The sequence below is a fragment of the Niallia sp. genome (genome assembly GCF_031978665.1).
Classification (GTDB): Bacteria; Bacillota; Bacilli; order Bacillales; family Cytobacillaceae; genus Niallia.
Genome location: NZ_DALZDK010000022.1, coordinates 12,162 through 38,394, shown reverse-complemented (window position 1 = coordinate 38,394; position 26,233 = coordinate 12,162). Strand labels below are relative to the sequence as shown.

General features: G+C 35.1%; 26 protein-coding genes. 10 read left to right on the top strand and 16 right to left on the bottom strand.

The window, feature by feature from the left end; all coding sequences use genetic code 11:
• On the bottom strand, positions 1-743 hold a 743-nt coding region (gene hemE / locus RTL21_RS13275; protein ID WP_312096362.1), incomplete at its 3' end, for a uroporphyrinogen decarboxylase.
• A 435-nt stretch (positions 744-1,178) separates the two neighbouring features.
• On the opposite strand from hemE, the gene RTL21_RS13270 reads away from it, so the two are divergent.
• Both RTL21_RS13270 and RTL21_RS13265 read left to right on the top strand, forming a co-directional pair.
• Positions 1,179-1,799 carry a spore coat protein gene (locus RTL21_RS13270; protein WP_312096361.1) on the top strand — a complete coding sequence of 207 codons (621 nt, stop codon included), beginning with the start codon at positions 1,179-1,181 and terminating at the stop codon, positions 1,797-1,799.
• Between the two features lie 124 nt (positions 1,800-1,923).
• Positions 1,924-2,448, top strand: coding sequence for an antibiotic biosynthesis monooxygenase family protein (locus tag RTL21_RS13265; RefSeq protein ID WP_312096360.1), 525 nt, complete (start codon positions 1,924-1,926; stop codon positions 2,446-2,448).
• A gap of 26 nt (positions 2,449-2,474) precedes the next feature.
• On the opposite strand, the gene RTL21_RS13260 is transcribed toward RTL21_RS13265, so the two are convergent.
• Genes RTL21_RS13260 through liaF form a run of 3 tightly spaced genes read right to left on the bottom strand, consistent with a single transcriptional unit; the run spans position 2,475 to position 4,892 of the window.
• Positions 2,475-3,110 carry a response regulator gene (locus RTL21_RS13260; protein WP_312096359.1) on the bottom strand — a complete coding sequence of 212 codons (636 nt, stop codon included), beginning with the start codon at positions 3,108-3,110 and terminating at the stop codon, positions 2,475-2,477.
• On the bottom strand, positions 3,103-4,146 hold the full coding sequence (locus RTL21_RS13255) for a histidine kinase (protein WP_312096358.1): 1,044 nt from the start codon (positions 4,144-4,146) through the stop codon (positions 3,103-3,105). Before RTL21_RS13255 ends, RTL21_RS13260 begins: the two co-directional genes overlap by 8 nt.
• 8 nt (positions 4,147-4,154) lie before the next feature.
• The gene (liaF, locus tag RTL21_RS13250) at positions 4,155-4,892 is read right to left on the bottom strand and encodes a cell wall-active antibiotics response protein LiaF (RefSeq protein ID WP_312096357.1); all 738 of its coding nucleotides are present in this window, start codon (positions 4,890-4,892) and stop codon (positions 4,155-4,157) included.
• A gap of 377 nt (positions 4,893-5,269) precedes the next feature.
• Between liaF and RTL21_RS13245 the strand changes: the two genes are divergently transcribed.
• Positions 5,270-6,673, top strand: coding sequence for a hypothetical protein (locus RTL21_RS13245; RefSeq protein ID WP_312096356.1), 1,404 nt, complete (start codon positions 5,270-5,272; stop codon positions 6,671-6,673).
• A gap of 61 nt (positions 6,674-6,734) precedes the next feature.
• Here the strand turns inward: RTL21_RS13245 and RTL21_RS13240 are convergent, their stop codons facing one another.
• Positions 6,735-7,391 carry a phosphatase PAP2 family protein gene (locus tag RTL21_RS13240; RefSeq protein ID WP_312096355.1) on the bottom strand — a complete coding sequence of 219 codons (657 nt, stop codon included), beginning with the start codon at positions 7,389-7,391 and terminating at the stop codon, positions 6,735-6,737.
• A gap of 168 nt (positions 7,392-7,559) precedes the next feature.
• Between RTL21_RS13240 and RTL21_RS13235 the strand changes: the two genes are divergently transcribed.
• Complete coding sequence (locus RTL21_RS13235) at positions 7,560-8,768, top strand: M20 family metallopeptidase (protein ID WP_312096354.1); 1,209 nt, start codon at positions 7,560-7,562, stop codon at positions 8,766-8,768.
• Positions 8,769-8,816: 48 nt separating this feature from the next.
• On the opposite strand, the gene RTL21_RS13230 is transcribed toward RTL21_RS13235, so the two are convergent.
• The 3 genes from RTL21_RS13230 to RTL21_RS13220 all read right to left on the bottom strand — a co-directional run bounded on the left by RTL21_RS13230 (position 8,817) and on the right by RTL21_RS13220 (position 11,644).
• Entirely contained in the window at positions 8,817-9,542 is a 726-nt protein-coding gene (locus RTL21_RS13230; RefSeq protein ID WP_312096353.1) for an EcsC family protein, read from the bottom strand.
• A 148-nt stretch (positions 9,543-9,690) separates the two neighbouring features.
• On the bottom strand, positions 9,691-10,911 hold the full coding sequence (locus tag RTL21_RS13225) for an ABC transporter permease (protein ID WP_312096352.1): 1,221 nt from the start codon (positions 10,909-10,911) through the stop codon (positions 9,691-9,693).
• Positions 10,904-11,644: an ABC transporter ATP-binding protein gene (locus RTL21_RS13220; RefSeq protein WP_312096351.1), complete on the bottom strand. Its 741-nt coding sequence runs from the start codon at positions 11,642-11,644 to the stop codon at positions 10,904-10,906. The genes RTL21_RS13225 and RTL21_RS13220 overlap by 8 nt, the downstream gene beginning before the upstream one ends.
• A 698-nt stretch (positions 11,645-12,342) precedes the next feature.
• Here RTL21_RS13220 and RTL21_RS13215 point away from each other — a divergent pair.
• The 6 genes from RTL21_RS13215 (at position 12,343) to RTL21_RS13190 (ending at position 17,335) form a co-directional block, all read left to right on the top strand.
• Positions 12,343-12,765 (top strand): HIT family protein, encoded by a 423-nt coding sequence (locus RTL21_RS13215; protein ID WP_312096350.1) that lies wholly within the window; start codon positions 12,343-12,345, stop codon positions 12,763-12,765.
• A gap of 634 nt (positions 12,766-13,399) precedes the next feature.
• Positions 13,400-14,482 (top strand): 3-phosphoserine/phosphohydroxythreonine transaminase, encoded by a 1,083-nt coding sequence (gene serC / locus RTL21_RS13210; protein WP_312096349.1) that lies wholly within the window; start codon positions 13,400-13,402, stop codon positions 14,480-14,482.
• Positions 14,483-14,569: 87 nt separating this feature from the next.
• On the top strand, positions 14,570-14,920 hold the full coding sequence (locus RTL21_RS13205; RefSeq protein WP_312096348.1) for a YtxH domain-containing protein: 351 nt from the start codon (positions 14,570-14,572) through the stop codon (positions 14,918-14,920).
• Between the two features lie 516 nt (positions 14,921-15,436).
• Positions 15,437-16,006, top strand: a complete 570-nt coding sequence (locus RTL21_RS13200; RefSeq protein ID WP_312096347.1) for an HTH-type transcriptional regulator Hpr — start codon at positions 15,437-15,439, stop codon at positions 16,004-16,006.
• Between the two features lie 365 nt (positions 16,007-16,371).
• On the top strand, positions 16,372-16,926 hold the full coding sequence (locus RTL21_RS13195; protein WP_312096346.1) for a DUF3267 domain-containing protein: 555 nt from the start codon (positions 16,372-16,374) through the stop codon (positions 16,924-16,926).
• A 229-nt stretch (positions 16,927-17,155) separates the two neighbouring features.
• A complete protein-coding gene (locus tag RTL21_RS13190; protein WP_035416273.1) occupies positions 17,156-17,335 on the top strand; it encodes a hypothetical protein in 180 nt (59 codons plus the stop codon).
• 108 nt (positions 17,336-17,443) lie between these two features.
• Here RTL21_RS13190 and RTL21_RS13185 read toward each other — a convergent pair whose 3' ends face one another.
• The 8 genes from RTL21_RS13185 to RTL21_RS13150 form a co-directional block, all read right to left on the bottom strand.
• Positions 17,444-17,533, bottom strand: coding sequence for a YjcZ family sporulation protein (locus RTL21_RS13185; RefSeq protein ID WP_035416274.1), 90 nt, complete (start codon positions 17,531-17,533; stop codon positions 17,444-17,446).
• 94 nt (positions 17,534-17,627) lie between these two features.
• Positions 17,628-17,711 carry a YjcZ family sporulation protein gene (locus tag RTL21_RS13180; protein ID WP_035416275.1) on the bottom strand — a complete coding sequence of 28 codons (84 nt, stop codon included), beginning with the start codon at positions 17,709-17,711 and terminating at the stop codon, positions 17,628-17,630.
• A 475-nt stretch (positions 17,712-18,186) separates the two neighbouring features.
• Positions 18,187-18,381 (bottom strand): sporulation YhaL family protein, encoded by a 195-nt coding sequence (locus RTL21_RS13175; RefSeq protein ID WP_312096345.1) that lies wholly within the window; start codon positions 18,379-18,381, stop codon positions 18,187-18,189.
• A gap of 187 nt (positions 18,382-18,568) precedes the next feature.
• The gene (gene yhaM, locus RTL21_RS13170) at positions 18,569-19,516 is read right to left on the bottom strand and encodes a 3'-5' exoribonuclease YhaM (protein ID WP_312096344.1); all 948 of its coding nucleotides are present in this window, start codon (positions 19,514-19,516) and stop codon (positions 18,569-18,571) included.
• A 59-nt stretch (positions 19,517-19,575) separates the two neighbouring features.
• Positions 19,576-22,572, bottom strand: a complete 2,997-nt coding sequence (locus RTL21_RS13165) for an ATP-binding protein (RefSeq protein ID WP_312096343.1) — start codon at positions 22,570-22,572, stop codon at positions 19,576-19,578.
• A gap of 6 nt (positions 22,573-22,578) precedes the next feature.
• The gene (locus tag RTL21_RS13160; protein WP_312096342.1) at positions 22,579-23,784 is read right to left on the bottom strand and encodes a metallophosphoesterase family protein; all 1,206 of its coding nucleotides are present in this window, start codon (positions 23,782-23,784) and stop codon (positions 22,579-22,581) included.
• 165 nt (positions 23,785-23,949) lie between these two features.
• Entirely contained in the window at positions 23,950-25,197 is a 1,248-nt protein-coding gene (locus RTL21_RS13155) for an ABC transporter permease (RefSeq protein ID WP_312096341.1), read from the bottom strand.
• The gene (locus tag RTL21_RS13150; RefSeq protein ID WP_312096340.1) at positions 25,190-26,089 is read right to left on the bottom strand and encodes an ABC transporter ATP-binding protein; all 900 of its coding nucleotides are present in this window, start codon (positions 26,087-26,089) and stop codon (positions 25,190-25,192) included. The genes RTL21_RS13155 and RTL21_RS13150 overlap by 8 nt, the downstream gene beginning before the upstream one ends.
• Positions 26,090-26,233 lie beyond the last annotated feature (144 nt).

The window sequence follows — 26,233 nt, the reverse complement described above, 5'->3', positions numbered from 1 at the left end:
TGGCTCGCACCTACTCCATGCATAATGAAAGGAACATTTTCTTCCTTTAATTCCGAAAAGATTTTTTTCATCACAGGCTTAATAAATAAGCGGTAGTCTTCTACATTCAATGCACCAACCCATGAATCAAAAATTTGAATAGCACTTGCTCCTGCCTGAATCTGCGCTTTCACATAGGTAACTACCATATCCCCAAGCTTTTCCATAAGAGCATTCCAAGCTTCTGGTTTTGCGTACATAAATGCTTTTGTTTTATGATAATTTTTCGATGGTCCTCCTTCAATCATATAACTAGCCAGGGTAAAAGGAGCACCAGAAAAACCAATTAACGGTACATTTAATTGCTCAGTTGTGAGTAACTTTATCGTGTCAAGAACATACTTAATATCTTGTTCAGGATTTAACATACCAAGTCTTAAAACATCATCCATTGACTGAATAGGATTCTCTATTACTGGTCCAATTCCTGATTTTATTTCGACATCTACACCGATTGCTGGAAGTGGGGTCATAATATCTTTATATAGCACAGCAGCATCAACATCATATTGATCAACTGGTAATTTAGTAACATACGCACATAATTCTGGCTGATGCGTTATTTCAAATAAAGAATATTTCTCTTTAATTGCTCGGTATTCAGGTTGGGAACGGCCAGCCTGTCGCATATACCATACCGGAACATAATCAGTCGGCTGTCCTTTTGCCGCTTTAATAAATGTATCTTTCACTTGTTTGCTCATCCTCTATATGTCCACCTTTCAAAGGTATGTAATTCTATTTTATCTATAATAATTGTTTCACTCAATTTATTTATAATCATTATTAATTTATAATATTTATAAATAACATGCAAGTAAAAAGTTTTCAAAGCGGGAAATTTTATAAAGGTGGTTCTTAAGCATATCCTTCCAATAAAAAGGAATATCCTCGCTAGACACCTTTATCTTCCTGCTTACTTTATGTAAAAATATTCATTCTCAATCATGCATATATTTTAATAATATATCTTTTTCACTACCTTTGCATAGATAACTTATTACTTTGTCACAATTTAGACATTTTTATCTGAAAGTAACACTAATTACTCTTGACCTCTGTAATTTTTTTGAAAACATATTTGTTATCATTTTGGATAAAATACAAGGTGCACAAATTACAAAAAAGGAGTAAACATAATGAGAATAGCCGCACATGAGGCCCATGCAATAAACGAATTAACTTTAAGCTGTGTTAATAGTATTACCAATATGGGTTATATGATTAGCCATGTAGAAGATCCAGAGTTTAAAAGAATCCTGGAAAAACATTTACCATTGCATATTCGAGATTACAATATGAAAGTAGAGTTTCTAAAAAAAACGGAAGGTGCTACAAAAGAACTTCCTTTATTAAAGGAAGAAGGCATTTTATCTCAATTTACCAATATGGTTTCTCCTCAGGCTCCTGCAGTACAACCGAGAACAATTGTAGATAATATGAATGATCGCGAAATGGCCACTGCTTATTTATTAACCTTAAAACGTGCTGGACGAGAGTATGCATGGAATGCAATGGAAATGGCAAATCCAGAAATCCGCTCCTTTTGCCAGACTGCATTTATGATGAGTTGTTCTCATGCGTATGAGATGTGGCAATATATGGTGAAAAAAGGATATTATCTATTGGAAGAAGCAAACATGAGTATGGTTCAAAATATGGGTTCGATGTACTTAGTTATCCCTGAAGATCCAGCGCAGATGCAGATGATGGATACCCAAAATCCAACTGCTGGTAATAGCAGTCAGCTTTATCAGTAGCAGATGTTAATTTGACATTCCAAGGAGGCTCCTTTTACGTGCCTCCCCTTCTCCAATTCATTATAGTAACTTTTCCCTTTATATTGTATGCTAAATGTATCTTGTGAACAGAGGAGGATACATAGTGAATATCTATCTTACTAGCGGAACGTATGATTATTTATGGAAGAAATACGAGGATGAATTCTCTAAAGAAACTTTATTATTAATGCAAGACATAAATAGTGATCGGGCAATTCTGCTTCACGAGAGTCAAGCTCCTTCTTTTTTCAAAGAGCCAAGAAGCTATGACGTTTTATTTACCCATGGGATGTTAGAAAACAAAGGGTTTATTACGATGAATCACATTCCTGTAAGTGAGGAAAATAAACCTGTGTTCGAGCATAATATGTCAAAATTCTTTGCCTCTAACACAATAACAAATTTGCAAGCTACCCGATTTCTCCGTCCAAGAAAGGGAGATACTTATATTATCTTTTGTCTATGGGAAGAAAAAGCCAACTATATTAAGTGGAAGCAGCACCCTGAAAACGCAAATGCGCCAATTGGAAAAACCAGTGAAAAAAGCTGGAATAGTTCGCAACATTCTATCTTTAATGGAAAACCATATTTCGTACAATTAACTATTCCAGACGAAAAGGAATCGTAAATATCTGTAGCCTACTGAACAAATGACTACCTAGTCTTGATAATGCCATTTCTATTCGCATACACGGCGGCTTGTGTTCGGTCGGCTACACCTAGCTTGGATAAAATATTACTAACATGAGTCTTTACCGTTTTTATTCCTATGTATAATTCCTCACTAATCGCTTGATTCGTCATCCCTTCGCCAATACACATTAATACCTCAAATTCTCTTTCTGTCAAATCATCATGGGGTTTTCTTTCCGTTGCTCGTAATTTTTTCACCATTACATTCGCGACTTTAGGCTCAATAACTGCTTCGCCACTAAATGCTTTATTAATAGCCTGAACAACCTCCAGTGCACTTGCTGTTTTTAATAAATAGCTAAAAGCACCTGCCTCTATCGCCGGAATGACTTGTGCTTCATCATAAAAGCTAGTGATAATAATGACTTTACAACTGGGATAATCTGTTAAAATGGCTTTAGTTGCTTCAATTCCATTTCCATTTTCCATTAATAAATCCATTAACACTATATCCGGCTTTTCTTTTAACACAAGCTGAACGGCCGTTTGGCCACTATTTGCTTCTCCAACAATTTGAATATTTGGCTCGGTCATTAAATAAGAAATAATCCCTTTTCGAACCATCTCATGGTCATCAACAACTACTACCCTAATCATTTTCCCACCCCTTTATTGGAACTCTAATATCGATATAAGTACCTTCGCCTATTTTTGAACGAAGTTCCATTACACCACCAATTTCTTCACAGCGCTCTCTCATTGTTTTTAATCCATAAGAAGCAATCCTTTCTACAGTTGGGTCGAAGCCTTTTCCATTATCACCAATATGTAAATGCGCATAATACCCGCGTTCTTCTAAAATAATTCTTACTTTATCCGCATGGGAATGACGAAGCACATTTGATAAAGCTTCCTGTACGATTCGAAATAAATGCTCTTGTCCAGCCGTAGTTAAACCTTCTATTTCATCGATACTTGCAGAAAAATGAAGCGTTGTTTTCCCTTTTAGCTCTTGGATTAGTTTAATAATTCCATCACACAATGTATCATTACTTAACTCAACTGGTCTTAAATGGAGTAATAATGCTCGCATTTCCCCTTGTGCTTTACCAGCAATCGAAACAATTTCTTTTAACTGTTCTTTTGCTAGGGTTGGATTACTATCAAAAATTTTATAAGCAGCAGAAGACATCATGTTTAAAGCAAATAATTGTTGACTGACTACATCATGCAAATCTCTTGCCAGCCTTTGCCTTTCTTCTATAACTGCAGCATTATGAGCTGTTTGGCCAAGTGTTATTTTTTCATTCGCTAACCTTTGAAGCGAATGCACTTGTTCTTGTTGATAATCAGCAAGTTGATTAAGCTCGTCTTTCATATCGTATACATACTCATTGGTGGACATTTGCATTTTCTCTGGTATTTTCCCTCTCCTTAAAGACGATGTAAACCAAAATACTTCATCCAATTGCTTCTTGATCGTACTGTTCCATTTAAAAGCAAAATAAAAACCAATTATGGAGGTCAGGAAAAACCAAATAACTGCTAAAATAAAGCTTTCTAAAGCAGACATAAAAGATGCAGGGAATAAATACAAATATATTTGGATACTGATAAATAGCAATAAAGAGCTAATCATACTCGTTAACGCTACATTTCGATAATTGCCATAGCGACTACTTGTCTGTTTCATATTCCCTCCTAAACCTTTTGCACAGCTATATCGCCTATATTGATCAAAATATTTAATTTGATTTTTTTTATGGCCACTTCATATTCTGGCGTTATATACTCTAAGCTATTTCCAAGCCCATCTCTAATCGATTGAAGAATGCGTACCTCTCCAATCTTTGCTTCTGCGGTGACATTAATCGCTAAATCATCTGGAACAATTATTTTAATATCGCCAATTCTAGCATGGATAAATAGTTCGGTTTCCCCTTCAGGAATAAACGCTTTGCTAAAATCGATATAAACATCCCCTATCCCATGAGATATATGCATGGGTTCCACAGACCAATTGTCCGTATTATATTTCACATCACCAATCCGAAAAGATTTCGTTGTATAGCGATTTCCTCCGCTATCATATTCAAAAGTAAATTTCTTTGGACTAATAAGTCCTAATGCCATAAGAATAATTACTAACGGCCACAGTCTCCAAAAATCCATAAAACCAAATTCTAATACTTGAAAACGATCCAATATTAATAAAATGGAGAAAGTAAGAATGAATATAGTGAAAAATAAGTTGTTTTTTCTCTTTAAAGCAATTTGGTAAAGAGATAGGATTCCATAAATAAGGAACAAAAACGGATATATTATGACAAATAATTTTTTTATTTCCAAGGAAATGACACCTATATTAACAAGTAATAGGATAACTCCTAAAATAAGCAAACTAATGGAAAACATTGTTTTGGAGATAGATTTCTTCAAAGACTTCCCTTCTTTCTTTAGACATCTACAGACTTAGATATATGATGATGCCCCGTTCACCACTGTGTATTCGGACAATTCTAAAAAGTAGTACTTATTTAGAATATAAACCTATTGTACTACCATTATGAATATTTTTGTTCCTTCTATCGATGTTTTTTTCTCCATCTTAAGAAGGAGATAATCAAGTAGGTTTTTAAAGAGACTCATCCTTAAAGAAGAAAACAGCTCTGTCTAATTACGCACTATTGTCCCCACCATTTTTTCATAACGTAACCAATCACCTTTTACATACAGCCACATAGTCTGTATTAACCGAATTGTGATAGATGCCTATAGCATCATCGACTTTAAATCGGGAAAGGAGCTGTATTGAAATGGGTATGGAATTAACAGCACTTCATTGGATATATGTATTATTCATTGTTTTTATTATCGGATTTATGGTCATGAGAAGAGATACTACCTTTATATGTATTGTCGGAATCTTTCTTTTAGCAATAACAGCTACAGGATCCTTGAGCACCTCCATTAGCAGTATTTTTAATAGTTTTATCTTTGCAATTACAGAATTGCTGCCTACTATTGTTGTCATTTCTATTATTGTTGCAATGAGCAAAATTCTGACGAAAACCGGCATTAACGATGTCATGATTTCTCCCTTTTCCAAGTTGATTCGTTCACCAGGGCTAGCTTATTGGACGATTGGTATCGTAATGATGGTAATTTCCTTCTTTTTCTGGCCATCCCCAGCTGTGGCATTAATTGGAGCCGTTCTGCTGCCAGTAGCTTTACGTGTCGGCTTACCTGGGATTGCCGTTGCCATGGCGATGAACTTGTTCGGGCATGGTATTGCTTTATCAGGTGACTTTATCATTCAAGCTGCACCAAAGCTTACAGCAGATGCTGCTGGAATTCCTGTACAAGATGTTATGCATGCAAGTATTCCACTTGTGATTGTAATGGGACTTGTGACAACTATTACTGCCTACTATTTTATTAAACGAGATATGAAAAGAGGGACCTTAACGTTTACTACTGGCATCAAATCTTCCAGTGCCTCTGATATTCTCCCTCCCGTAAATAGACTACTACTTAGCAGAACACAAAAGAAATTATTTGCGATTCTTATTCCCATTCTATTTATTCTTGATGTCGTTGCCATGTTTCTTTTAGATTTACAGGGTGGAGATGCTACGGCACTAGTTGGAGGAACAGCAATCTTCATCCTACTTTTAATCACACTAGTAAGTTATAAAAATAAAGGTTTGGAGAAAACAACGAGTTATTTAATCGAAGGATTTCAATTTGGTTTTAAAGTTTTTGGCCCAGTTATACCAATCGCCGCATTCTTTTATTTAGGTGATTCAGGATTTACTACCATTATCGGTGACTTCCTACCAAAAGAATCCCATGGAATCGTAAATGATTTAGGTGTTGCCTTGGCTTCAACCGTTCCATTAACAAAAGAAATTGGAGCAATCACTTTAACAGCAGTTGGCGTTATTACAGGCTTAGACGGGTCTGGCTTCTCAGGAATTTCATTAGCAGGTTCCATTGCTGGCTTGTTTGCCCATGCGATTGGCAGTGGAATAAGTACATTAACCGCTTTAGGGCAAATTGCCGCCATCTGGGTTGGAGGCGGAACTTTGGTTCCTTGGGCATTGATTCCCGCCGCTGCCATCTGTAATGTCGATCCATTTGAATTAGCAAGACGAAATCTTCTTCCAGTATGTATCGGGTTAGTGGTTACTACTATTTTCGCGATGTTTCTTATCTAAAAAGAGTTTCCACTTAATTTGAGGAAAACTCCTAAAAAAACTGCTTATTAAAAAGCGAGTCTTACACTCGCTTTTTCTTCCGTTTATTGAGTCGCTCTTTAAAAGTTTCATACAAACCTACCCATAAAAACAACCACAATCCAGCCAATAAATATCCACCAAGAACATCTGTTGGAAAGTGAGCTCCTAATGCAATTCTGCTGATTCCGATTAGCAGAACTAATACAAAGGCAGCACCTGCCAAAAGTAACTTTCCTACATTTGTTTTGATATCTTTCGCCAATATATGAGCAATAAACAAGTAGAGAAGTAACCCTACCATTGCATGCCCACTAGGAAAACTAAAACTATCTGCCTCTATAGTATCGGCTGTTATCGGTCTAGGTCTTCCAATTAGTTCCTTGACCCATTTATTCAATTCATTTCCTAATCCGACACATAAGACAAAAGCAACAATCCCTGCGTAATCTTTCTTCTTCCATAATAAAAAAATTATAAATAGCAAAGCAATAATTCCAATTCCAATTTTATCTCCTAAGTAAGATACGCCTTCCCAAAAAGGATTGAAACTAGTGGAAAAAAGTGTGTGTATAAAACCGGTTAATGCTGTATCAAGCGTTAATTTCTCCTGCCCATTTACAGCTATAATTAGAATGATAAAGAAAAAGAATGAAAGGACTAGTGCTCCCCAAGCCATTTTTGATTTCCTAATATCCATGTTTTCCTCCTATACGATATTCCATTTTAACCTTATTTTAGCAACATCTTCCTCATTAGGATAGGGATAATTCAACGTTATGTTATTTCCTTGGTAACATTTCTTCTATCCCTTACTTTTTCCATGCTATAATAAAAATATTCTAAATAGTAAAACGAGGTGAAAGAGATGCTACAAACAGTATGGGGACAATTAGAAAACTATTATGATGAAATGGTCGAAATACGCAGATACCTTCATCAATATCCAGAATTATCATTTAAAGAGGAAAAAACAGCTCAATATATCATCTCTTTCTATGAAAAATTGGGCATTCATGTTACTGGAAACGTTGGCGGAAATGGAGTAGTGGCAAAAATTTCTGGGGGAAAACCTGGCAAAACGGTTGCGCTCCGTGCTGATTTTGATGCCCTTCCGATACAAGATGAAAAAGAAGTAGATTATAAATCAAAGATTGCAGGTGTTATGCACGCTTGTGGTCATGATGGGCATACAGCAACATTATTAATACTTGCTAAAGTAATAAATGAATATAAAGAAGAATTAGCAGGGAATTTCATTTTCATCCACCAGCACGCAGAGGAATCAAACCCTGGCGGAGCAAAAGCGATGATTGAAGCAGGCTGCCTAGAAAATGTGGATGCTATATTCGGTACTCATTTATGGGCCACGCTTCCTACAGGCACCGTTTCCTATAAATCAGGTCCAATGATGGCTGCTGCAGATGAATTTAAAGTCAAAATCCAAGGTCAAGGTGGACATGGAGCACAGCCTCATAAAACGAAAGATTCTCTTGTTACCGCTTCTCAACTAGTCATTAATCTTCAACAAATCGTCAGCCGAAAAGTTAATCCTATTCACAATGCAGTTTTAACAGTAGGTTACTTTGAATCAGGAAATGCTTTTAATGTAATTGCAGACACAGCAACGATTGGAGGAACGGTTCGAACATTTGATTTAGAAACACAAGCACTTATTAAAGAAGAGCTTGAAAGAGTAATAAAAGGTACTTGCTATACAGCAAATAGTACGTATGAATTTGTCTATGATGATGGATATCCTGCTGTTGTCAATCACCCAGAAGAGACTACCTTTTTAGCTCGTTGTGCTGAAAACATTCCAGGTGTACTCGTACAAGAAGGAGAACCAGAATTAACAGGTGAGGACTTCTCCTATTACCTTCAGCATGTAAAAGGTACTTTTTTCTTTACAGGCGCAATGCCTGATACAAATGGACCTACTTATCCTCATCACCATCCAAAATTCGATATTAACGAAAAAGCAATGCTAATTGCTGCAAAAACGTTAGGTTCAGTAGCTATTAATTATAATATTTCCGTTACGGAAGAAGAAGCTAATACAATGATAAATTCGTAAACCATACAGCAAAAAGGAATGGATTCAAGTGAACAGAATCCATTCCTTTTATTTCATTTGTTCCTGTTCTTGAAAAAAGCGCCAGCGATAAACATTTCTTGCTGCTTCTCCCAATTGGTCCATTAAATTATAGTTTGCATAAGCACCTACTGCTGCTCCAATACCTGGTACTAATTGCAGCATCTTCACAAAATCAATAAAATCCCGATATTCCTGTTGTAGCTCCTGCCAATTAAGTGAAGCAATTTTATGTTTTTCTTCTTCCCAATTCTCTATTACCTCTAATATTTCTCTTCTTTTTCCTTCACTAGAAAAAGCCAACTGAAAGATATACAGTAAATAGACCCTTTCCTCTAATTGATCCGTATCATATCCATAGATAGTTGCAGCTTCCATTAAAAAATTCATTTTGATGGAAAGTAATAATGGAAAATCGGCTAATCCAAGCAGGATCCCACCAGCACCTGTCCCAGCTCCTTCTACAACAGCCACTTTTTTATATTGACTTATCTTTTTCGTTAACTCCTCATCTCTTCCCTGTAAAGTATGAAAGATAGAAGGATTCTTTTTCTTAAGAATATTACTGCCAGCCAATGTTGTTTGAATCATCTGTTTGATCGCTTCTGTGATTGTTTGATGAACTTTGTCTGGGATATAAGAATTTATTTTATTTTGCGCCTTCTTGGACACTCTATTTAAAATCGAAGAACGCTTCTGTAGTTTATGTTTCCACTCCTCGACTTCTACTAATGCTCTTTGTTCATATTCATTCATCTGCCTTCCTCCTTATTCTTAATCTTACGTTTGATATAAGAAAATAGTTCCCTTTTTTCCTACATACTAATCTGATATAGCTAGTAAATCATGCATAGAAAAAGAAGCTTGAAATCTCTATTAACCAAGATTTCAAGCTTCTTCCCTATTATGAATGTTTCACTTTTTTATTTATGTACAATAAAACAAAAAAGACAATAAAAGCTCCATTTACTAATAAAGAAATCAACGCATACAGCAAATCCCCTTTAAGAGCAATAATAAGTGATAAAATAATCCCTTGGCAGCTTAAAATTGATGCCATAATTTGCTTAAATGATTTTTCTCTATAAGAGGATGCTACCGGATAAATAGTAATCCACAGTTTATTATCATAGGCACTCCAAAGGGGCAATAACTGCAAGCCTGTTAGGAAAACAAATAAAACACTAATGAATACTTGTCCAGGTCCAAAAGATAAGAAAAAGATAAAAATCCCACTTATCAGGGTGAGCCGAGCGGTTAACCCCAAATAGTCACCTGCACGGATATAAGTTCTCCAATATAAATGAGAAAAGACTTTCTCTTTCGCATAAGGAACACGGCTGAACAATAAATCGAGAAAACGTCTTCTTTTAATCCGGTTTCTTAGCTTCGGCACCTCTGCAAACATATTCGCAAAACGATAAAAGGACGCTAGTCTTTTTTCATCCTGCTCGATCAAGTATTCCCATTTTACTCCTTTATTGCTGGTCGCCTTCTGGAAATAAACAAGCAAGAATGCCATGATTAGTAGCAAAGCAAGAATAAATAATGGGGACGAATCCGCAAACAATAAATAGAGAATTACTAAATTAATCAAGAAGCGCACAACCGTATCGGTGTAATGATAGCGAACATTTACATAATATTGAATATGCCAGCGAATAAGCAAATTAGCTCCCTTCCCTATCAATAGCACAATTAGTAAATACCAAAAACGACTAAAATCTCCACCATGCACTTGCGCATACAATGGCATTAACGCTGCCAGAAGGATTAACAGTAAATATCCTTGGATGAGGAAGCTAACCATCATCGACTTTAGAAAATAATTCTTCATTTTCGTCTCAACAGCAATCAAAAAGATCCGATCGGCATCCTTTAAAAAGGTGTAGGTGGGACTATTTGTCAGAAAAAAAGTAAGGATAATGCTCATAATGAGCGCAACAGGAAAATCATTGGGAATCGTTTTCAGCCAGGCCTGGTAGTAAAAGGCCGCAGTTCCTAACAAAAACACTAAAACAATGACAAGATGTCCATTGAATATATACTTTAAATATTGACCATATTCTTTTGCAGTTTGTCCAGCTCTCTCTTTCCACAATTGCTTTTCATTAAATTCAAACATGGTCTTCTTCCTTTGTTAGAAGGATATATAGATCATCCAGTGTTGCCCCTGGCATATTAAAAGCTTCCCTTAATTCCTCCATCGTTCCCTGACACTTTATTTTGCCTTCATGGATAATAATAATCCGGTCGCAGTATCTTTCCGCTGTAGCAAGAATGTGAGTAGACATGAGTATCCCTGCACCTTTTTCCTTCATATTCTTTAGTTGGTCTAATAATGACTGGATGCCAAGAGGATCCAATCCAACAAATGGCTCATCTACAATATAAAGGGATGGTTCTACTAGAAAAGCGCACATTATCATTACCTTTTGCTTCATTCCTTTGGAAAAATGGGCAGGAAACCATTTTAGCCTTTTTTCCATTCGAAACTCTTTTAATAATACTTTCATCCGCTTTTGATAATCAGATTCAGATAATCCGTATGCCATCGCAGTTATTTTTAAATGTTCTTCCAATGTTAATTCATCATATAATATAGGTGTTTCTGGCACGAAGGTAAATTCTTTTCGATACGCCTCTTTATCCCCTTCAAACGTCTTTCCATTAATAAAGATTTCTCCTTTATGGGGTTCCATTAAGCCGATAATATGTCGGATAGTTGTACTTTTCCCAGCCCCATTTAGCCCAATTAAACCGACCATCTCATTCTTATTGATGGAAAAAGAAATATCTTTTAGAACAGGATTCTTCGTATAGCCCCCAGTAACATTCTTTATTTCTAACAACGCCATATTTTGTACCTCCAATATGTATTATCTATAGTTTAACAACATTCTTTGTTAATTAAAAATGATTGCACAGAAAAACTTTTAATTCTTTTGTATATAAATTTCTTAATCCGGACATTCTATTTATTGAAGGGGAGCACCAATGAAATATTGCAGTATAAACTCCAATATTAAATGAGGTGTTTGCAAAAGATTCTATAGAGATCTTTTAAAATAAACTTCCATTCGTTTTTAAAAGGGGATGTTTGCCTTGCACAAGCGGGTTTAACATGAAGATCAGTAACACCAAGTTGCTTCATTACGTAAGCAGCCTAATCAATCATTTCCACTTTGAAATGAGGTGTTTGTCGCAGACAGTCATCCATTCTTTATACGTTGGTAAACATATAAAGACAATAAGGGGATGGTTCGTTTGAACAATGATCGATTTTTCTCATAAAGGAAAACAATTCATTTTTAAATGAGGTGTTTATCAAAGAGAAGAACCCTAAAACATGAAAGTTCTCTCCTTCAAAAAGAGGGTGTCAGTAAAAGGGATTCTTATAATGAATTTCCATGATAAAGGAGTTTGCATAAACTTCTGGCTTGGATAATTCATGTAAGAGGAGCTTTTACAAGGCACCCTCTTTCCTTTTGATGTTCCATCAAAAAGTGCTCCTGTGTTAAAATATTGGTAATACATAATGAAGGAAGGTTTTTTTATGAGCGATTGCATTTTTTGCAAAATAATTGCTGGAGAAATTCCATCTAAAAAAGTTTTTGAAAATGAACACGTTATGGCTTTCTTAGATATTAGCCAGGTAACAAAAGGCCATACATTGGTTATACCTAAAAAACACGCTAAAGATATTTACGAATTAACGCCTGAGATGGCAAGCAATCTGTTTGAAGTGGTACCAAGTATTGCATCAGCAATTAAGGAGGCATATGAACCAATTGGATTAAACCTTCTTAATAATAATGGGGAAAAAGCGGGACAATCTGTTTTCCATTATCATATGCACCTCATCCCACGCTATGGAAAAGGAGATGGATTTGGCGCAGTTTGGAAAACAAACTTCGATGAATACTCCAATGAAGAATTAACAACAATTGCAGATAAAATAAAAGAGAAAGTAAAATAGAAAAGCGGAGGGCACCCGTTTTGGAGCGTGTGGGGGGGAGCAACCTTTCCTGAGATATAGGAAACACGGGGAACGCTAGTGAACCGATGTTGACTTATCGTAGGGAAAGGGTGTGAAGCCCATCAGCTCCTGGGTGCCTGGAGCTAGACAATTTGAAAAGCGGAGGGCACCCGTTTTGGAGCGTGTGGGGGGGGAGCAACCTTTCCTGAGATATAGGAAACACGGGGAACGATGTTGACCTACTCAAAAGAAATAGTCGGAAGTTTGCTAACAGATTGGCCAATCGCACTTGACAGCAAATCGAATTCAAGTCTTAACAACAAAAGTACAAACATCTAAGAAAAAGAACTTTCTAAAAAAATTCATTTTTTCTTAAAAGCTATTTGATAATAGTTTCAATATCCTTTTATTAAATCCTCCCCCCCTTTAGCATCAGCTTAAAACCTTATTTCACTTTGGAGAAATATTTTTTTAATAGTACAAAATGACAAAACACCTTTTTGAAAAATTCTAATTTTTTTCAAAAAGGTGTTTTTTTCATCTGTACAAATCAGCTGAATTTGTTAGTATAAGGGTAATCTTTTTGTCTTTACCGCATTACTAGTTGAAAAAGTTAATTTAGGAGGAAAGAACATTGAAAAGAGCATATAACTTTAACGCAGGTCCTGCTGCTTTACCTGAATGGGTTCTACAAGAGGCAAAGGAGCATTGGTTGAATTTTAATGATACTGGAATGTCTTTGATGGAATTAAGTCATCGTAGCAAAGACTATGAGGCTGTACATAATGAAGCTAAAGAACTCCTTACCTCCCTACTTTCCATACCAGATAATTATGAAATTCTTTTTTTACAAGGAGGCGCAAGTCTTCAATTTACAATGGTTCCTATGAACTTGCTTCCTAAAAACCAAACTGCCTATTACGCACTCACTGGGGTATGGTCAGAAAAAGCAATCAAGGAAGCCGCAAAACTTGGCAATACCGCAATTTCGGTTTCTAGTAAAAACGACAACTATACATATATTCCAAATCGAGAACAAATTGAATTGCCAAATGATGCTGCTTATCTTCATATTACAAGCAACAATACCATTTATGGAACTCAATGGAGTAACTATCCAACGAATCTATCTGTACCTTTAATCGCTGATATGTCCAGTGATATTTTAAGTACTCCTATTGATGTATCACAATTTGGTGTTATTTATGCAGGTGCTCAAAAAAATCTTGGACCTTCTGGGGTAACCGTCGTCATCATTCGAAAAGATTTAATTAAAGAAGATTCAACTTTGCCAACCATGTTAAGTTATCATACACACGCTAAAAATAATTCGTTATTTAATACACCACCTACTTTAGGTATTTATCTTTTATCCCTTGTCTTAAAATGGGTAAAACAGAATGGTGGGATTGAAGGAATTGCTGCTATCAATAATGAAAAGGCCAAACAAATATATGATGTAATCGATCAAAGCAATGGCTTTTATCGAGGCCATGCAGAGGAAAATAGCCGCTCAAAAATGAATATTACCTTTACTTTGCAGTCAGAAAATCTTACAAAAACCTTTTTACAGGAAGCAAGGGAAGCGGGATTTATCGGTCTAAACGGGCATCGATCTGTCGGAGGTTGCCGAGCTTCCATCTATAATGCCGTTCCCCTCGACCATGTTGTGGAACTAACTAAATTTATGAAGAACTTTCAAAACAACCATCAATGAAACAATTGCGCCCAAGCGAAATACCTTAAAAATAGTAATGACCACTTGAATACGATATAATGATGAAAAAGAGCGAGGTGTAAGCATATGAGCGCAAAATCATTCTTATCAGGTTTCTTAATTGGAGGAATTGCAGCTGGAATCACTACCTTACTAACTACTCCTTACTCAGGAAAAGAAGTAAGAAAAACCTGCAATGATAATGGAAAAGCTTTTCTCCACCATATCCAAGAATTAAAAATCGACTTAAACGAAATTAAGGATTCCGTTAAAACAGCTACTGTAGAAGGAAAGACCGTATTAAGTTCTTTTATTGAAGACCTTAAACTATCCTTGGATACGTGGAAGGAAGAAATTAAACCACATCAGGAATTACTTCAACAAGAGCTAAATGAATTACAATCAACCATCAATGAGTTAGAGAATGATTTAAAATAACCTGAACAACTATTTAGCTAGGAAGAAGACTTTAATTAGCTTTAAGAAAAAATGGAGGAATTCTGACATGAATTCCTCCATTTTTCTATTCTTCTACTATCTACCTTATAATGTCATTTTTCCTAACATAATCGTGTTAAATCTTTATTCGCATATAATTTTTATTGGAGCCTTTTCAGCTTTTTCGGAATTCCAAATTTTTCTTCTCTTTTTTTTATCGTTTATTTTTTATTCATCCTTTCCTTCAAAAAATATTTTCTTATTTGATACTCCCTCGATTTTCAAACGTATAAATTGCCCATTTTTATTTTTTTTCTATTGTTTGACCTCTTTTATTCTCAAAAATGTATAGACATACGACTGTGATTTTATAAAAAAAATTGTATATATATTCAATAAAGCGCTTACTTAAAATAAAAATTCTTATTTCTAAAAATTTTGTTAATTTTTATCTTTATTAATTTTTGTTTTATTGGCATAATGTTTATAGATAACAGAAAAGTAGGTGATTTGTGGATGAATGAAAGTCAGGTTTCACTGAAGGAGGCTTTACTCTTTACACAAAGAATTGGACAACTTAGTAAAGCATTATGGAAGGCAATTGAAAAGGATTGGCAGAATTGGATTAAACCGTATGATTTAAACATTAACGAGCATCACATCCTTTGGATTGCCTATCAGCTAAATGGTGCCTCTATTTCAGATGTAGCAAACTTTGGGGTAATGCATGTCTCAACAGCATTTAATTTTTCGAAGAAATTAGAAGAAAGAGGACTACTGCAATTCTCGAAAAAAGAAAATGATAAGAGAAATACGTATATTTGCCTTACAGATAAAGGCAAAGAAGTATTTGTTCAAATTATGGAAGACTACAATCCAAGTAACAGTTCAGCATTATCTGCCTCTTTGCCAATCAGAAATTTATATGGTAAGTTTCCAGATCTTCTAGAAATGATGACAATCGTTAAGCATATTTATGGAGACGATTTTATAGACATTTTCGAGAAATCCTTTACTAATCTTGACGATATTCTGGAAGAGAATCAAGGCCATCTAAAGAAAAAAGATCCAGTATTTACTAAATAGAGAAATGAAATTGGGGAAAAGGACTCTAGGTTTGGGACATTCTCGACTAGTGGTAAAAAAGATAAGAGGGCAGGTTGCTTTCTTGTCTTTTTTTCGGAAAATTTCAACAAATGTTACAAATGCAAGAAAAATACATATAAAGGATATTGCTTTCCTTTTCGCAAATACTAAATTAAAAAAATGTCATAAATTTGTATAAAGAGACTATTGATTTTTTATTCTTTTCATCGTAAAGTATCAAGGTAAGTTCGCTTGATTAAACGCAAGATAAGGCAAAGAAAAGATATTCTTCCAATTATTAGTTATTCAAGCATGAAATTATGATTACAAGTAACTAAAAATTTCTCCCTATGGAGGGTATTCACATGAACTGTTGGAAGACTGTCAACTTCCATAAAAAATATGGAGCTCAACGCCTATTTATTTTGTCTTCTATGACTACAATTGGTTGTTTTCTTTTTCTTTATGTACCAATTACAACCTATTTTGCACATAACAAACTTTCTGACGATTACTTTTTGTTATTTATGGCAACGATTTTGCTTATATATCCTTTACACAAATTATTACATTTATTACCAATAATTCATTTAGGCGATAAAATAAAAAAAACATGGAATAAGCATCTGCAATTTTTACCTGTTCTACACATTCAAGTAAAGGAACCAATCGGTAAAACTCAATTTCAGTTTGCACTAATTATTCCTTTTGTCATCATAAGTGGAATATTATTACTATCATGCTTCTTTTTCACAAGTTATGTTCATTATTTTTTAATGATTTTCGCTTATCATACAGGTATTTGTGTTCCAGATTTTATTCGGATGAAAAATTTATGGAAATCGCCACGTTCTTGTTATGTAGAAGAAAATGAGGATGGGTTTGAGATATTAATAAATAATGTAAGTGAATTATCTTAAAGGGATTCTATTATTGTCTTGCTAAACATATAATCATATAAAAATAGAGTGCTTGATTCTTAAGCCCCCTAGAGAGATAGATTGAAGGAAGCTTGAAAATCATCCAAGCTCTTGTCAGAACGAAAACGTTAAGTTTACCGTCTAAAATAATTGATAATACTATCTTTTTGTCCAGTTATTTGATAATGTAAATAACATACAATAAACTCTGCTGATAAGGAGGGAATCAATGATGATCTCCATTTTCATTATTTTAGCTATTTTTATTTTATATAATATTAATAGACTAACAAATGCCCTATGTTTACAAAAAGAAATTCCTGAAGAAAAACAACCAAAAGTTTTTCGAACAATAAATGTTCTTATTACTATTCTTTTGATTTCTTCCTATGTAGATATTCTTTTTTAAGATTTTTTCAACAAAATAGACTCTGATATGTAAACAGAGCTATGTAGAAAAGAAGCAGTGTAATAGTCGACTATTACACTGCTTCTTTTTATATACCTTCAGATCAACTTATAGCCAAGCTGCTCCGATGATTACTAATAAGATGAAAAGTACTACTAATAAAGCAAAGCCTCCACCGTAAACTCCTCCACCAGACATGAAGATTCCTCCTCTCTCTATCGTTCCAGTTGTTTCTTTGGCGCATAAAGAGGCACTCATCCTAGTAAGATTGCCTTTATACGCTTTTATAGCCTTACAGCCATGCAGCGCCAACGATAACTAATAAGATAAACAATACAACGATTAAAGCAAAACCTCCGCCGTAAACGTTACCCATAGTAACACCTCCTTTAAGGTTGCTACCACTTGTTAAATAAGCTTATGGTGTTTCGGTTTTTTTCTTTCTTTTGTTATTTGTATTATTTTGTACAGTACTACCACTCTATGTTCATTTTTTGCTGCGTAAACCGGAACAACCCTGTGAATTTGCTTAACGCGAATTCTTTGAGCTCTTTTTCAAGCTCAATTTATCATATGTATTTGCCCTAAATTCGGAACAGGACATATACCCATTTTTTATAAGGAACGGGATAGCTTCTTTAAAAATGGCATTCTATAGCTTTATGATGGCTGACACTTCATGAAAGTCGAAAAACCATAAAAAACAAAGGACCCAACCTACAAAATGACATTTCCATAAACAAAGTAACACTGTTTAGAAATGAAATTTATAGCATTCGATCCTTTGTACGAAATAAATTGTAAGAAGAATTCCTTAATGATCCGGAAGATAAGAAGTTTAATCAAACTTCTTAATTCTCATATATCCTCTCTTCTCCATTTTTGCGCTTTTTCTCTTCTTCTAACCTTTTCATATAAATTTCTCCTTCCCGTTCAATTATTTCATTTTCTGCCGCCCTATCCTCTCTTCCAGTTTTAACTGCCATAATCGCACTAATCGCGATTCCCCCTAATACAAAAACAACCCAAAGTGGAATTCCTAGCATTGAAAATTACCCCTTTCTAGTAATAGCTCTCTTTTACTTCATCCTATGCTAGCAAAACTAGATTATTCCCTCTGATTTAGCTTTTTTACAAGAAATAAGTTAATATAGAAAGATTTATCAATTGTAAAGAACTTAACGGTTTTAAAAGGTAAAAAGGATGAGCTCCTTAGAACTCATCCTAGTCTTTTTATTTATGGAATGTCGGCTTATAGAAGGAACGGTTTTCTAACGGAAATACTCTTTCTGTAAATTCTCCTGGTTTCACTCTATCTAACACACGATCTAGCATATTCATTTTTGCGTCTAAGTTATCAATATAGTGTAAGATTTCCGCTTCTTTAATTAGCGGAGCTTTCGGACTTCCCCATTCTGGTTTGCCATGATGGGACAAGACTAAATGCTGAAGTATAACAACTTCTTCTCCTCTAATCCCTAACTCATCCGCTGCTTTTCCTATTTCATTTATCATAATCGAAATATGTCCTAATAAATTTCCTTCCAATGTATAAGAAGTGGAAATAGGTCCAGATAATTCAATAACTTTTCCAAGGTCATGCAGAATAATTCCTCCGTATAGGAGATCTTTATCTAAGCTTGGGTATAGACTTGCTATCGCCTTAGCCAAATCTAGCATACTTACAACGTGATATGCTAAACCAGACACAAACTCATGATGATTTTTCGTGGCAGCCGGAAATTGTAAAAATGCCTCTTGATGCTTCTTTACTAAGTGCCTTGTAATTCTTTGGATATTAGGATTTTGCATTTCAAATATATAATGCGTAATTTTACTCAACATCTCATCCGTTGTGAGTGGTGCTGTTTCAAGGAAATCAGCCAACCGAATGCCCTCTTCCCCTGTAGCAACTTTAATTTGGCGAATTCTTAATTGAAGCTTTCCTCGATAGCTTTGGATATCACCATTTACTTTCACAATCGTTTCAGGACGATAGCTTTGTTCGTCCATATCTGTAGCATCCCAAAGCTTTGCTTCTATTTCGCCAGTTTTATCTTGAAAAATAAGCGTCATAAACGGCTTTCCGTTACTTGCAATTGCTTTTGTCGCATTCTTTATTAATAAATAAGATTCAAATTGTTCTCCAACCTCGTATTGCAGTACACCTTTTTTGTCCAACACTTTCTCTCTCCTTTATCTATCTCTTTATTTAAGTATAGCATGAAGTTAATCTATCTTTATAAGCTTGTTTCTCTTTCCTCTGTTGGTAATACATGCAAACTATGTTCAGGAAAATATTTCAATAAATGATGATGACATGTAAAGAATATTAGCTGATTTTGCTCGCATTTCTTTAATAATTGAATCACTTTTTCCGTTCGCTTTTCATCAAAATTAACAAAGCTATCATCGATGATAAATGGAATACAATAATCTTGATAAAATGTTTGCGCTAGGGCAATTCGTATAGATAAATATAGTTGTTCAGTCGTTCCCTGACTTAATTCTTTCGCCTCATAAAAAACATGCTGATGACTCTCTACTAAAAATCCAGCTCCCTCTTCCATTGGCAATATTCGAATATATTTCCCTTCTGTCAGAAAAGCTAGATTTTCCTCTGCCTTCTGAAGCATAGCAGGCAATTGTTTTTGTTTATATCGCTCAACGGTTTTGGCTAATAGCTGTTTCGCAACGGCAAATTTTGCCCATTCTCTAGCATCTTCTTTGAATTCCGACTGAGACTGTTTAAACGTATGCAATAAATCGGTATAGATACCCCCACTTTCGATTCTCGAAAGCGTAAAGTTAGTTGAAGCACTCTCTTCTATAACCTCATTTAAACGAGACGCTAATCGTTCCATGTTTGTTTGTTTTTCTTTCAACTGTAGCTCAGGATCTAGGATTCTTTGATACAAAGGAATTTGTTCTTTTGAGATATTCGCCATCTCTAACTGTAAATCAATCGTAGAAAGTCTATCCGTATATTTTTCTTTTTCTATTGCCTGTACCGCTTTTTCGTGAAACTCCTCTTCTTCCTTTACCCCAGCAATCGAAAATAGGGCTGTCTTTTCTTCTAAATAACGGTTATACTCCGTTTGATATCTATCCATATTTTCTTTGATATCAGCTTGCTTTCTTCGAAAAGCTTCTACAGTATCTTTTTTCATTTTCTCTTCCGTTAATGCTGTTTTTAATCGATAACATCTATTCGCAATTGTTTCTGTTTCTTCTCCGATAAACACCTGAAAAAGATGGATAATCGTGTTAGAAATCTGTTGTTTCTCTTGATAAATTTCCTCTAATTCTTGATGTATAGATAATCTTTCTCTATCTTTTGCTTTCCATTCATCTATTAATAAAAATGCATCATATATTTGCTGGGTCGCTAATTCATATGGAATTTGAAGCTCATTTGCCAATTGTCTCAATAACTTTTGATGGGCAAGAAAATCCGCTTCCCACTTTTCAAATCCTTGTAGTACTCTTTCATAGCTCTCATTTTGCTGGTCTAATTTAAACTGATGCTGTGTCAGTATTTCTCTCCGTTTTGTATCTTCTGCTAGCTTCTGTTCATCAAGGAGAGAAACTCCCTGTGCATTTTCAAAAACGGTAAGCAACTGATCTCGTTCTTCTTTAATAAGCAATATTCTTTTTCCTTTTTTTCTGAGTTCACTTTTAGCAAGCTTTCTTCCCGAAAAGAATAGGAAAAAATATACAGCACAAACAGTAAAGCTAACAATCGCGAGAAGCCATTGGTTAAGGAATAAAGCTACACCTCCAACTAGCAATAGAAATATGGTTAAGACACCTGTTACCATGACATTCTTCTTAAAACGCTTCTCTTCTATCTTTACCTGTTCTTCTAATTGATTGATTTCTCTTAATAGTAAAGCAGCCTTCTCTTTGTTCCATTGAACTTGATTATCGCTTTTCACACGTTCTTCTAATCTAGTTCGATCAGCTGGGGGTAATAGCCTTTTCTTGTCTTCCTTCACCGTCTCTTCTAACGATTCTAAAGTGGTTTGCTCTTCCTTTAATCGCTCATCCAGCTCTTCTTTCTGTTCCTTTAATCTCCGTTGTTTAGAGGCAGCCTGTGCGCATTGCTCTTTTATAAATATGCTTGTATTACTTTCTTTTAATAAAATTGTTTCTTCCATCGGCAGATGCAATTTGCTTTTTAAACTACCGATTTCTACTTCTATATTTTTTAATTGATTTTGCACTTGCGATTGCCGATTCTGTAATTGTTCATAGACTGGCAATTTTTCAACAGCAAGCAAAATCTCAGTTTCAGCAGAAAGGAGTTCTTCTTGGATAGCGCAACCTGCCACTTCTTTTTCTATTTCCATCATTTTCGTTTCCAAATGTCGGATTTCAGCTTCTACAGAAAGAATTTTCTCTTTTATGGATTCCCATCTAGTTAAACCATTTTGCGGGAAAGCAAACTCCTGATAAGCTTCTAATTTTTGTGCGATTACTTCCTTTTCTTGGACAATCTTTTTTATTTTCGCCCATTCTTCCAATAGCCTGTATTCATGTTCTTCCTTTTTTAATGCTTCTTCCATCTGTACTCTTTCTTTTTCTAACTGATCTTTCTCTGCAAGCAATTGCTCATATTGATTATTATCTTTCTCCGCTATTTTTAATTGGCGATGCCTTTCTCGTAAGTCTTGCAGCTTTTCGTTTAGAATAGGCCTTTTTCCACTAGGCTTATAGCGTGAATCTAATTCCTTCTGTAACTCATTTTCTACTTTTAATAGTCGATCTGAGCCGACCGCTCCTGTTGAAAACAAAAACCTTCCCAAATCTTCTCCCTTTAATTGCTGTACATTTTGCAATCCGTGTAAATTAAAGGAAAAAATAGATTGATAAAGACCTTTATCCATTCCTGCTAATAGTTCATTTAATAGCTCTTCTTGGCCTCTTCTTCCGTCCTCCAAGGTGACTGTTACATCACCGGACGCTTTTCCTTTTACTCTTTCTATCGTTGCAAGTCCAATCTCAGGGAATAATATCTCTAATTGGCCGCCATATTTATGCTGCAGCTTCGGTTCATATCTTAATTCCGTCTGCTGTTTTGTTGGGAATCCAAATAAAATGCTATGAATAAAACTCATAATCGTCGATTTACCAGCCTCATTTTCCCCATAAAACACATGAATAGGTGAATGGATGGAAAAAGTTTTATTTTCTAATTTCCCATAACCATAAATGGTTATCTTCTTTAATTCCATATCCAATTACCTCCCGTATTTTAGCATTGTAAGCAATAATTCTTCTGCTTCTTTCGCTAATGCTTGTTTCTCATCGATTGTCAGCTCTTCTAGGAAACGATGTGCTTTTGGGTGTTGATATAACGGGATAACCGCCTCATTCACTGCCTCGTATTCCTGCGTAACAGCAAATAATTCTTCATAAAATGCCGATTCCTTCAGCAGATTCTCTTTTAGCCATTCCGTATTTTCCTGAATCTTTATGGAAGTAACCCAAACGAAGGATTCTGAATCCACTTCATCCTGCTGAAGGATTTCTAATAAATCGGAATCGAGAAAAGATTCTTCCATTCGCAATTGTTCCATTTCGATAGAAATAATAAATGAATAGCTTTTCTCTCTCCTTTCATCAATTTCTTTTCGACAAAGCTTATATAAATCATCGAATGTTTTTACTGTGCTTGCATCTATTTTTAATGTATCCCAAATAACTTCAGATGTAGGAATAAACTCTAAGTAAGCATCTCCTTCACTCAATTCTACATAATAGCATCCCTTTACTTCTGTTTCCTTTTTATGTCGCCCTTGAATATTTCCTGGGTAAACAATAGGAGGAATCGTTTCTAACAATTCACGTTTGTGAATATGACCTAAAGCCCAATAATCCATTTTTTTTGCAAGTAAATCTTTCACCTGGAAAGGCGCATATGCACGATGGTCAGTAGAACCTTCTAAATTCCCATGCAGTATTCCGATATGAAAATTAGCATCCTCGTTTCGTTCATATTCATCAATCTTTCTCTCTTGCACATGTCTTGTTTCATAACTGAATCCATATAAATTAACGGATGCATTATTTTTTACAAATTGCTTTAGCGTGACCATGGACGGAAAAACATGGACGTTATCAGGCAGTTCTATTTGCACCCAGTTCCCATTTAAATGATCATGATTTCCATGGATAAGATAAACCTCGATTTGGTTTTCTTTTAGTCGCAGCATCTCTTCTCTAAATCGGATCTGTGCTCTTATACTTCTGTCTTCCCCGTCATAAATATCTCCAGCAATTATTATAAAATCTACTTTTTTATTTATCGCGGTATCGATTACTTTTTTAAATGCAATAAATGTACTTTCCTTTAGTTTGTTATGTATAGATGTTGGCAAATTTTTCAGCCCGACCATGGGACTATCTAAATGTAAATCCGCACAATGTATAAAGGATATTTCCATACTCTCACGTCCTAAAACTATTTCCTTCTATTTTACCATGCAAAAAATACGAATGCACGTTCTTATCTTTACTTAGTGGGTATTTTTAATCGATTAGCCGATTTTCTAGTTATAGTTAAATTTCTCCACAAAAAAGCCTCACTATTCATGAGGCTTTTCGCAAGTTTATTCTTTTTTCGTAAGCTGCAGAGCTTTTTTTATATCTTTATAAGAATTTGATTTTCCATACATCAGGACGCCGCCTTTATATACTCTAGCCCCAAATATAGCAAGAATCATAATGCTGGCAACTAAAATAATGATTCCTAAAATTGGCTCCCAAACAGGCAGATTCAACATTCCTACTCTCATAAACATTAGCATCTGAGTGAAGAATGGGATATAAGATGTAATGGTTACAAACGTGGTGTCTGGTGCACTTAGTCCGAACATAGCAATCATAAATCCTGCAACAATTAATAATGTCATTGGTGTAATCATTTGCTGTACATCTTCAATTCTACTTACAAGCGAGCCGAGTAATGCAGCTAGAGTAGCATATAAGAAATAGCCTAAAATAAAGAAGATTGCTGCATATATAATCGTGCTTACAGGAACTTCGCTAAATCCTAGGAATCCTTCCATCGAGCTTAAGCTTTCATTGCTAGTTAATGAAAAGTAACCAACAAGCATTAATAATGCTAACTGAGTTAAGCTTAATAGTCCAATCCCAAGGATTTTCGCAAACATATGCTTTATTGGAGATACACTGGAAATCAAGATTTCCATTACTCGTGAGGATTTTTCAGTCGCTACTTCTGTTGCTATCATATTGGCATATAGAATAACCGCAAAATAAATTAAAAATAAGAGAACATAAACTAACCCTCTAGCCTGGTTTAATTCTTCTTCTGTCTTCGCATCTTTCTCAAGGGCAATTTTCTCAAAGGAAACTGGCTCATTCAATTTTGCGAGCTGCTCATTTGTTAAATTGAGTTGATTAGCTGCTAGTTGACTTTTAACTAGTTGAATACTATTTAATAAATTATCGGAAATAGATGATTCAGCAATATCCATCGTATAATAGGTAGCTATTGGCAAATTACTAGAATCAACATCTACGATCAGCAATCCACTATAGCTGCCTTCTTCGACTTCTTTTTTAGCTGATTCTTCCCCATCTTCATAAGGAACAAGTTTGACGTCCTCATTCAATGTCTCTGCAGCCTCTCGAATGACAGGTAATAATGAGGCACTCTGGTCGATTACTGCCACTTCTGTTTTTTCGTCTTCTCCAGAAAAGGTCTCAATAATGGTAGTAAGATTTGTAAGTGCAATAACAAATACTACGGTGATAGCTGTTGTAATGAGAAAAGATTTTGTTTTAAACTTGCTTAGAAATGTGTGAAATAGGATAATCCAAAAACTATTCAAGCGAAGCACCTACCTTTTCGATAAAAATATCGTTTAAAGAAGGCTCTTCTAAGGCAAATTTGCGGATAAAGCCTTTTCCAACAATATCCTTTAAAATTCTCTCTGCAATTTCCTCTCCCTCAATCTGAAGAGAAACGCCCTCTGCTTTTTCCTTTAACTTTAAGACGCCTGGATAACGGATTAAATGCGTCAGGTCAAAATCAGCATGGATGGTTACATTTTTCTTTCCAAAGCTTCTTTTAATTTCTTTAAGTGAGCCATGAACAACGGGCTTTCCTTTATGCATGATGCATAAATGCTGACATAGTTCCTCCACATGCTCCATGCGGTGACTGGAGAAAACAATGCTCGTTCCATTATTTTTTAAATCAACGACAGCACTTTTTAATTGCTCCACATTTACTGGGTCTAACCCGCTGAACGGCTCATCAAGAATTAACAGCTGTGGCTTATGTAAAACAGCACTGATAAATTGGATTTTTTGCTGATTTCCTTTGGAAAGCTCCTCGACTTTTTTATCTATATATTCAGGAACTTTAAAACGCTCAAGCCAATATTCCAACTCACTTAAAGCAGCCTTCTTTTCCATTCCTCGTAGCCTAGCTAAATAAACAAGTTGATCTCTTACTTTTAATTTAGGGTATAACCCTCTTTCTTCTGGCAAGTATCCAATATACGGACTTGTAGAATAATTAATCGGTTTATCATCCCATGTTATTTGTCCATTTGTACTTTCCAAAATTCCTAGAATCATGCGAAAGGTCGTCGTCTTGCCTGCGCCGTTTCCTCCTAAAAAGCCGAACATTTCATTTTCAGGAATAGAAATGGATAAATCATCTACTGCAGTGAACGATCCAAACTTTTTTGTCACATTCCTTAACTCTAAAGACACAAAATCCCCTCCTCACTCCTTTATACGATTAAACTTGTAAAAGGTTTCACTTTAAATGGAAAACACAAGTATTTTTAGTAGATTCAACAATAGTTTATTTTCATCCTCTGGGTTAGGGATTATTCATTTTTATCAACGAGGGTG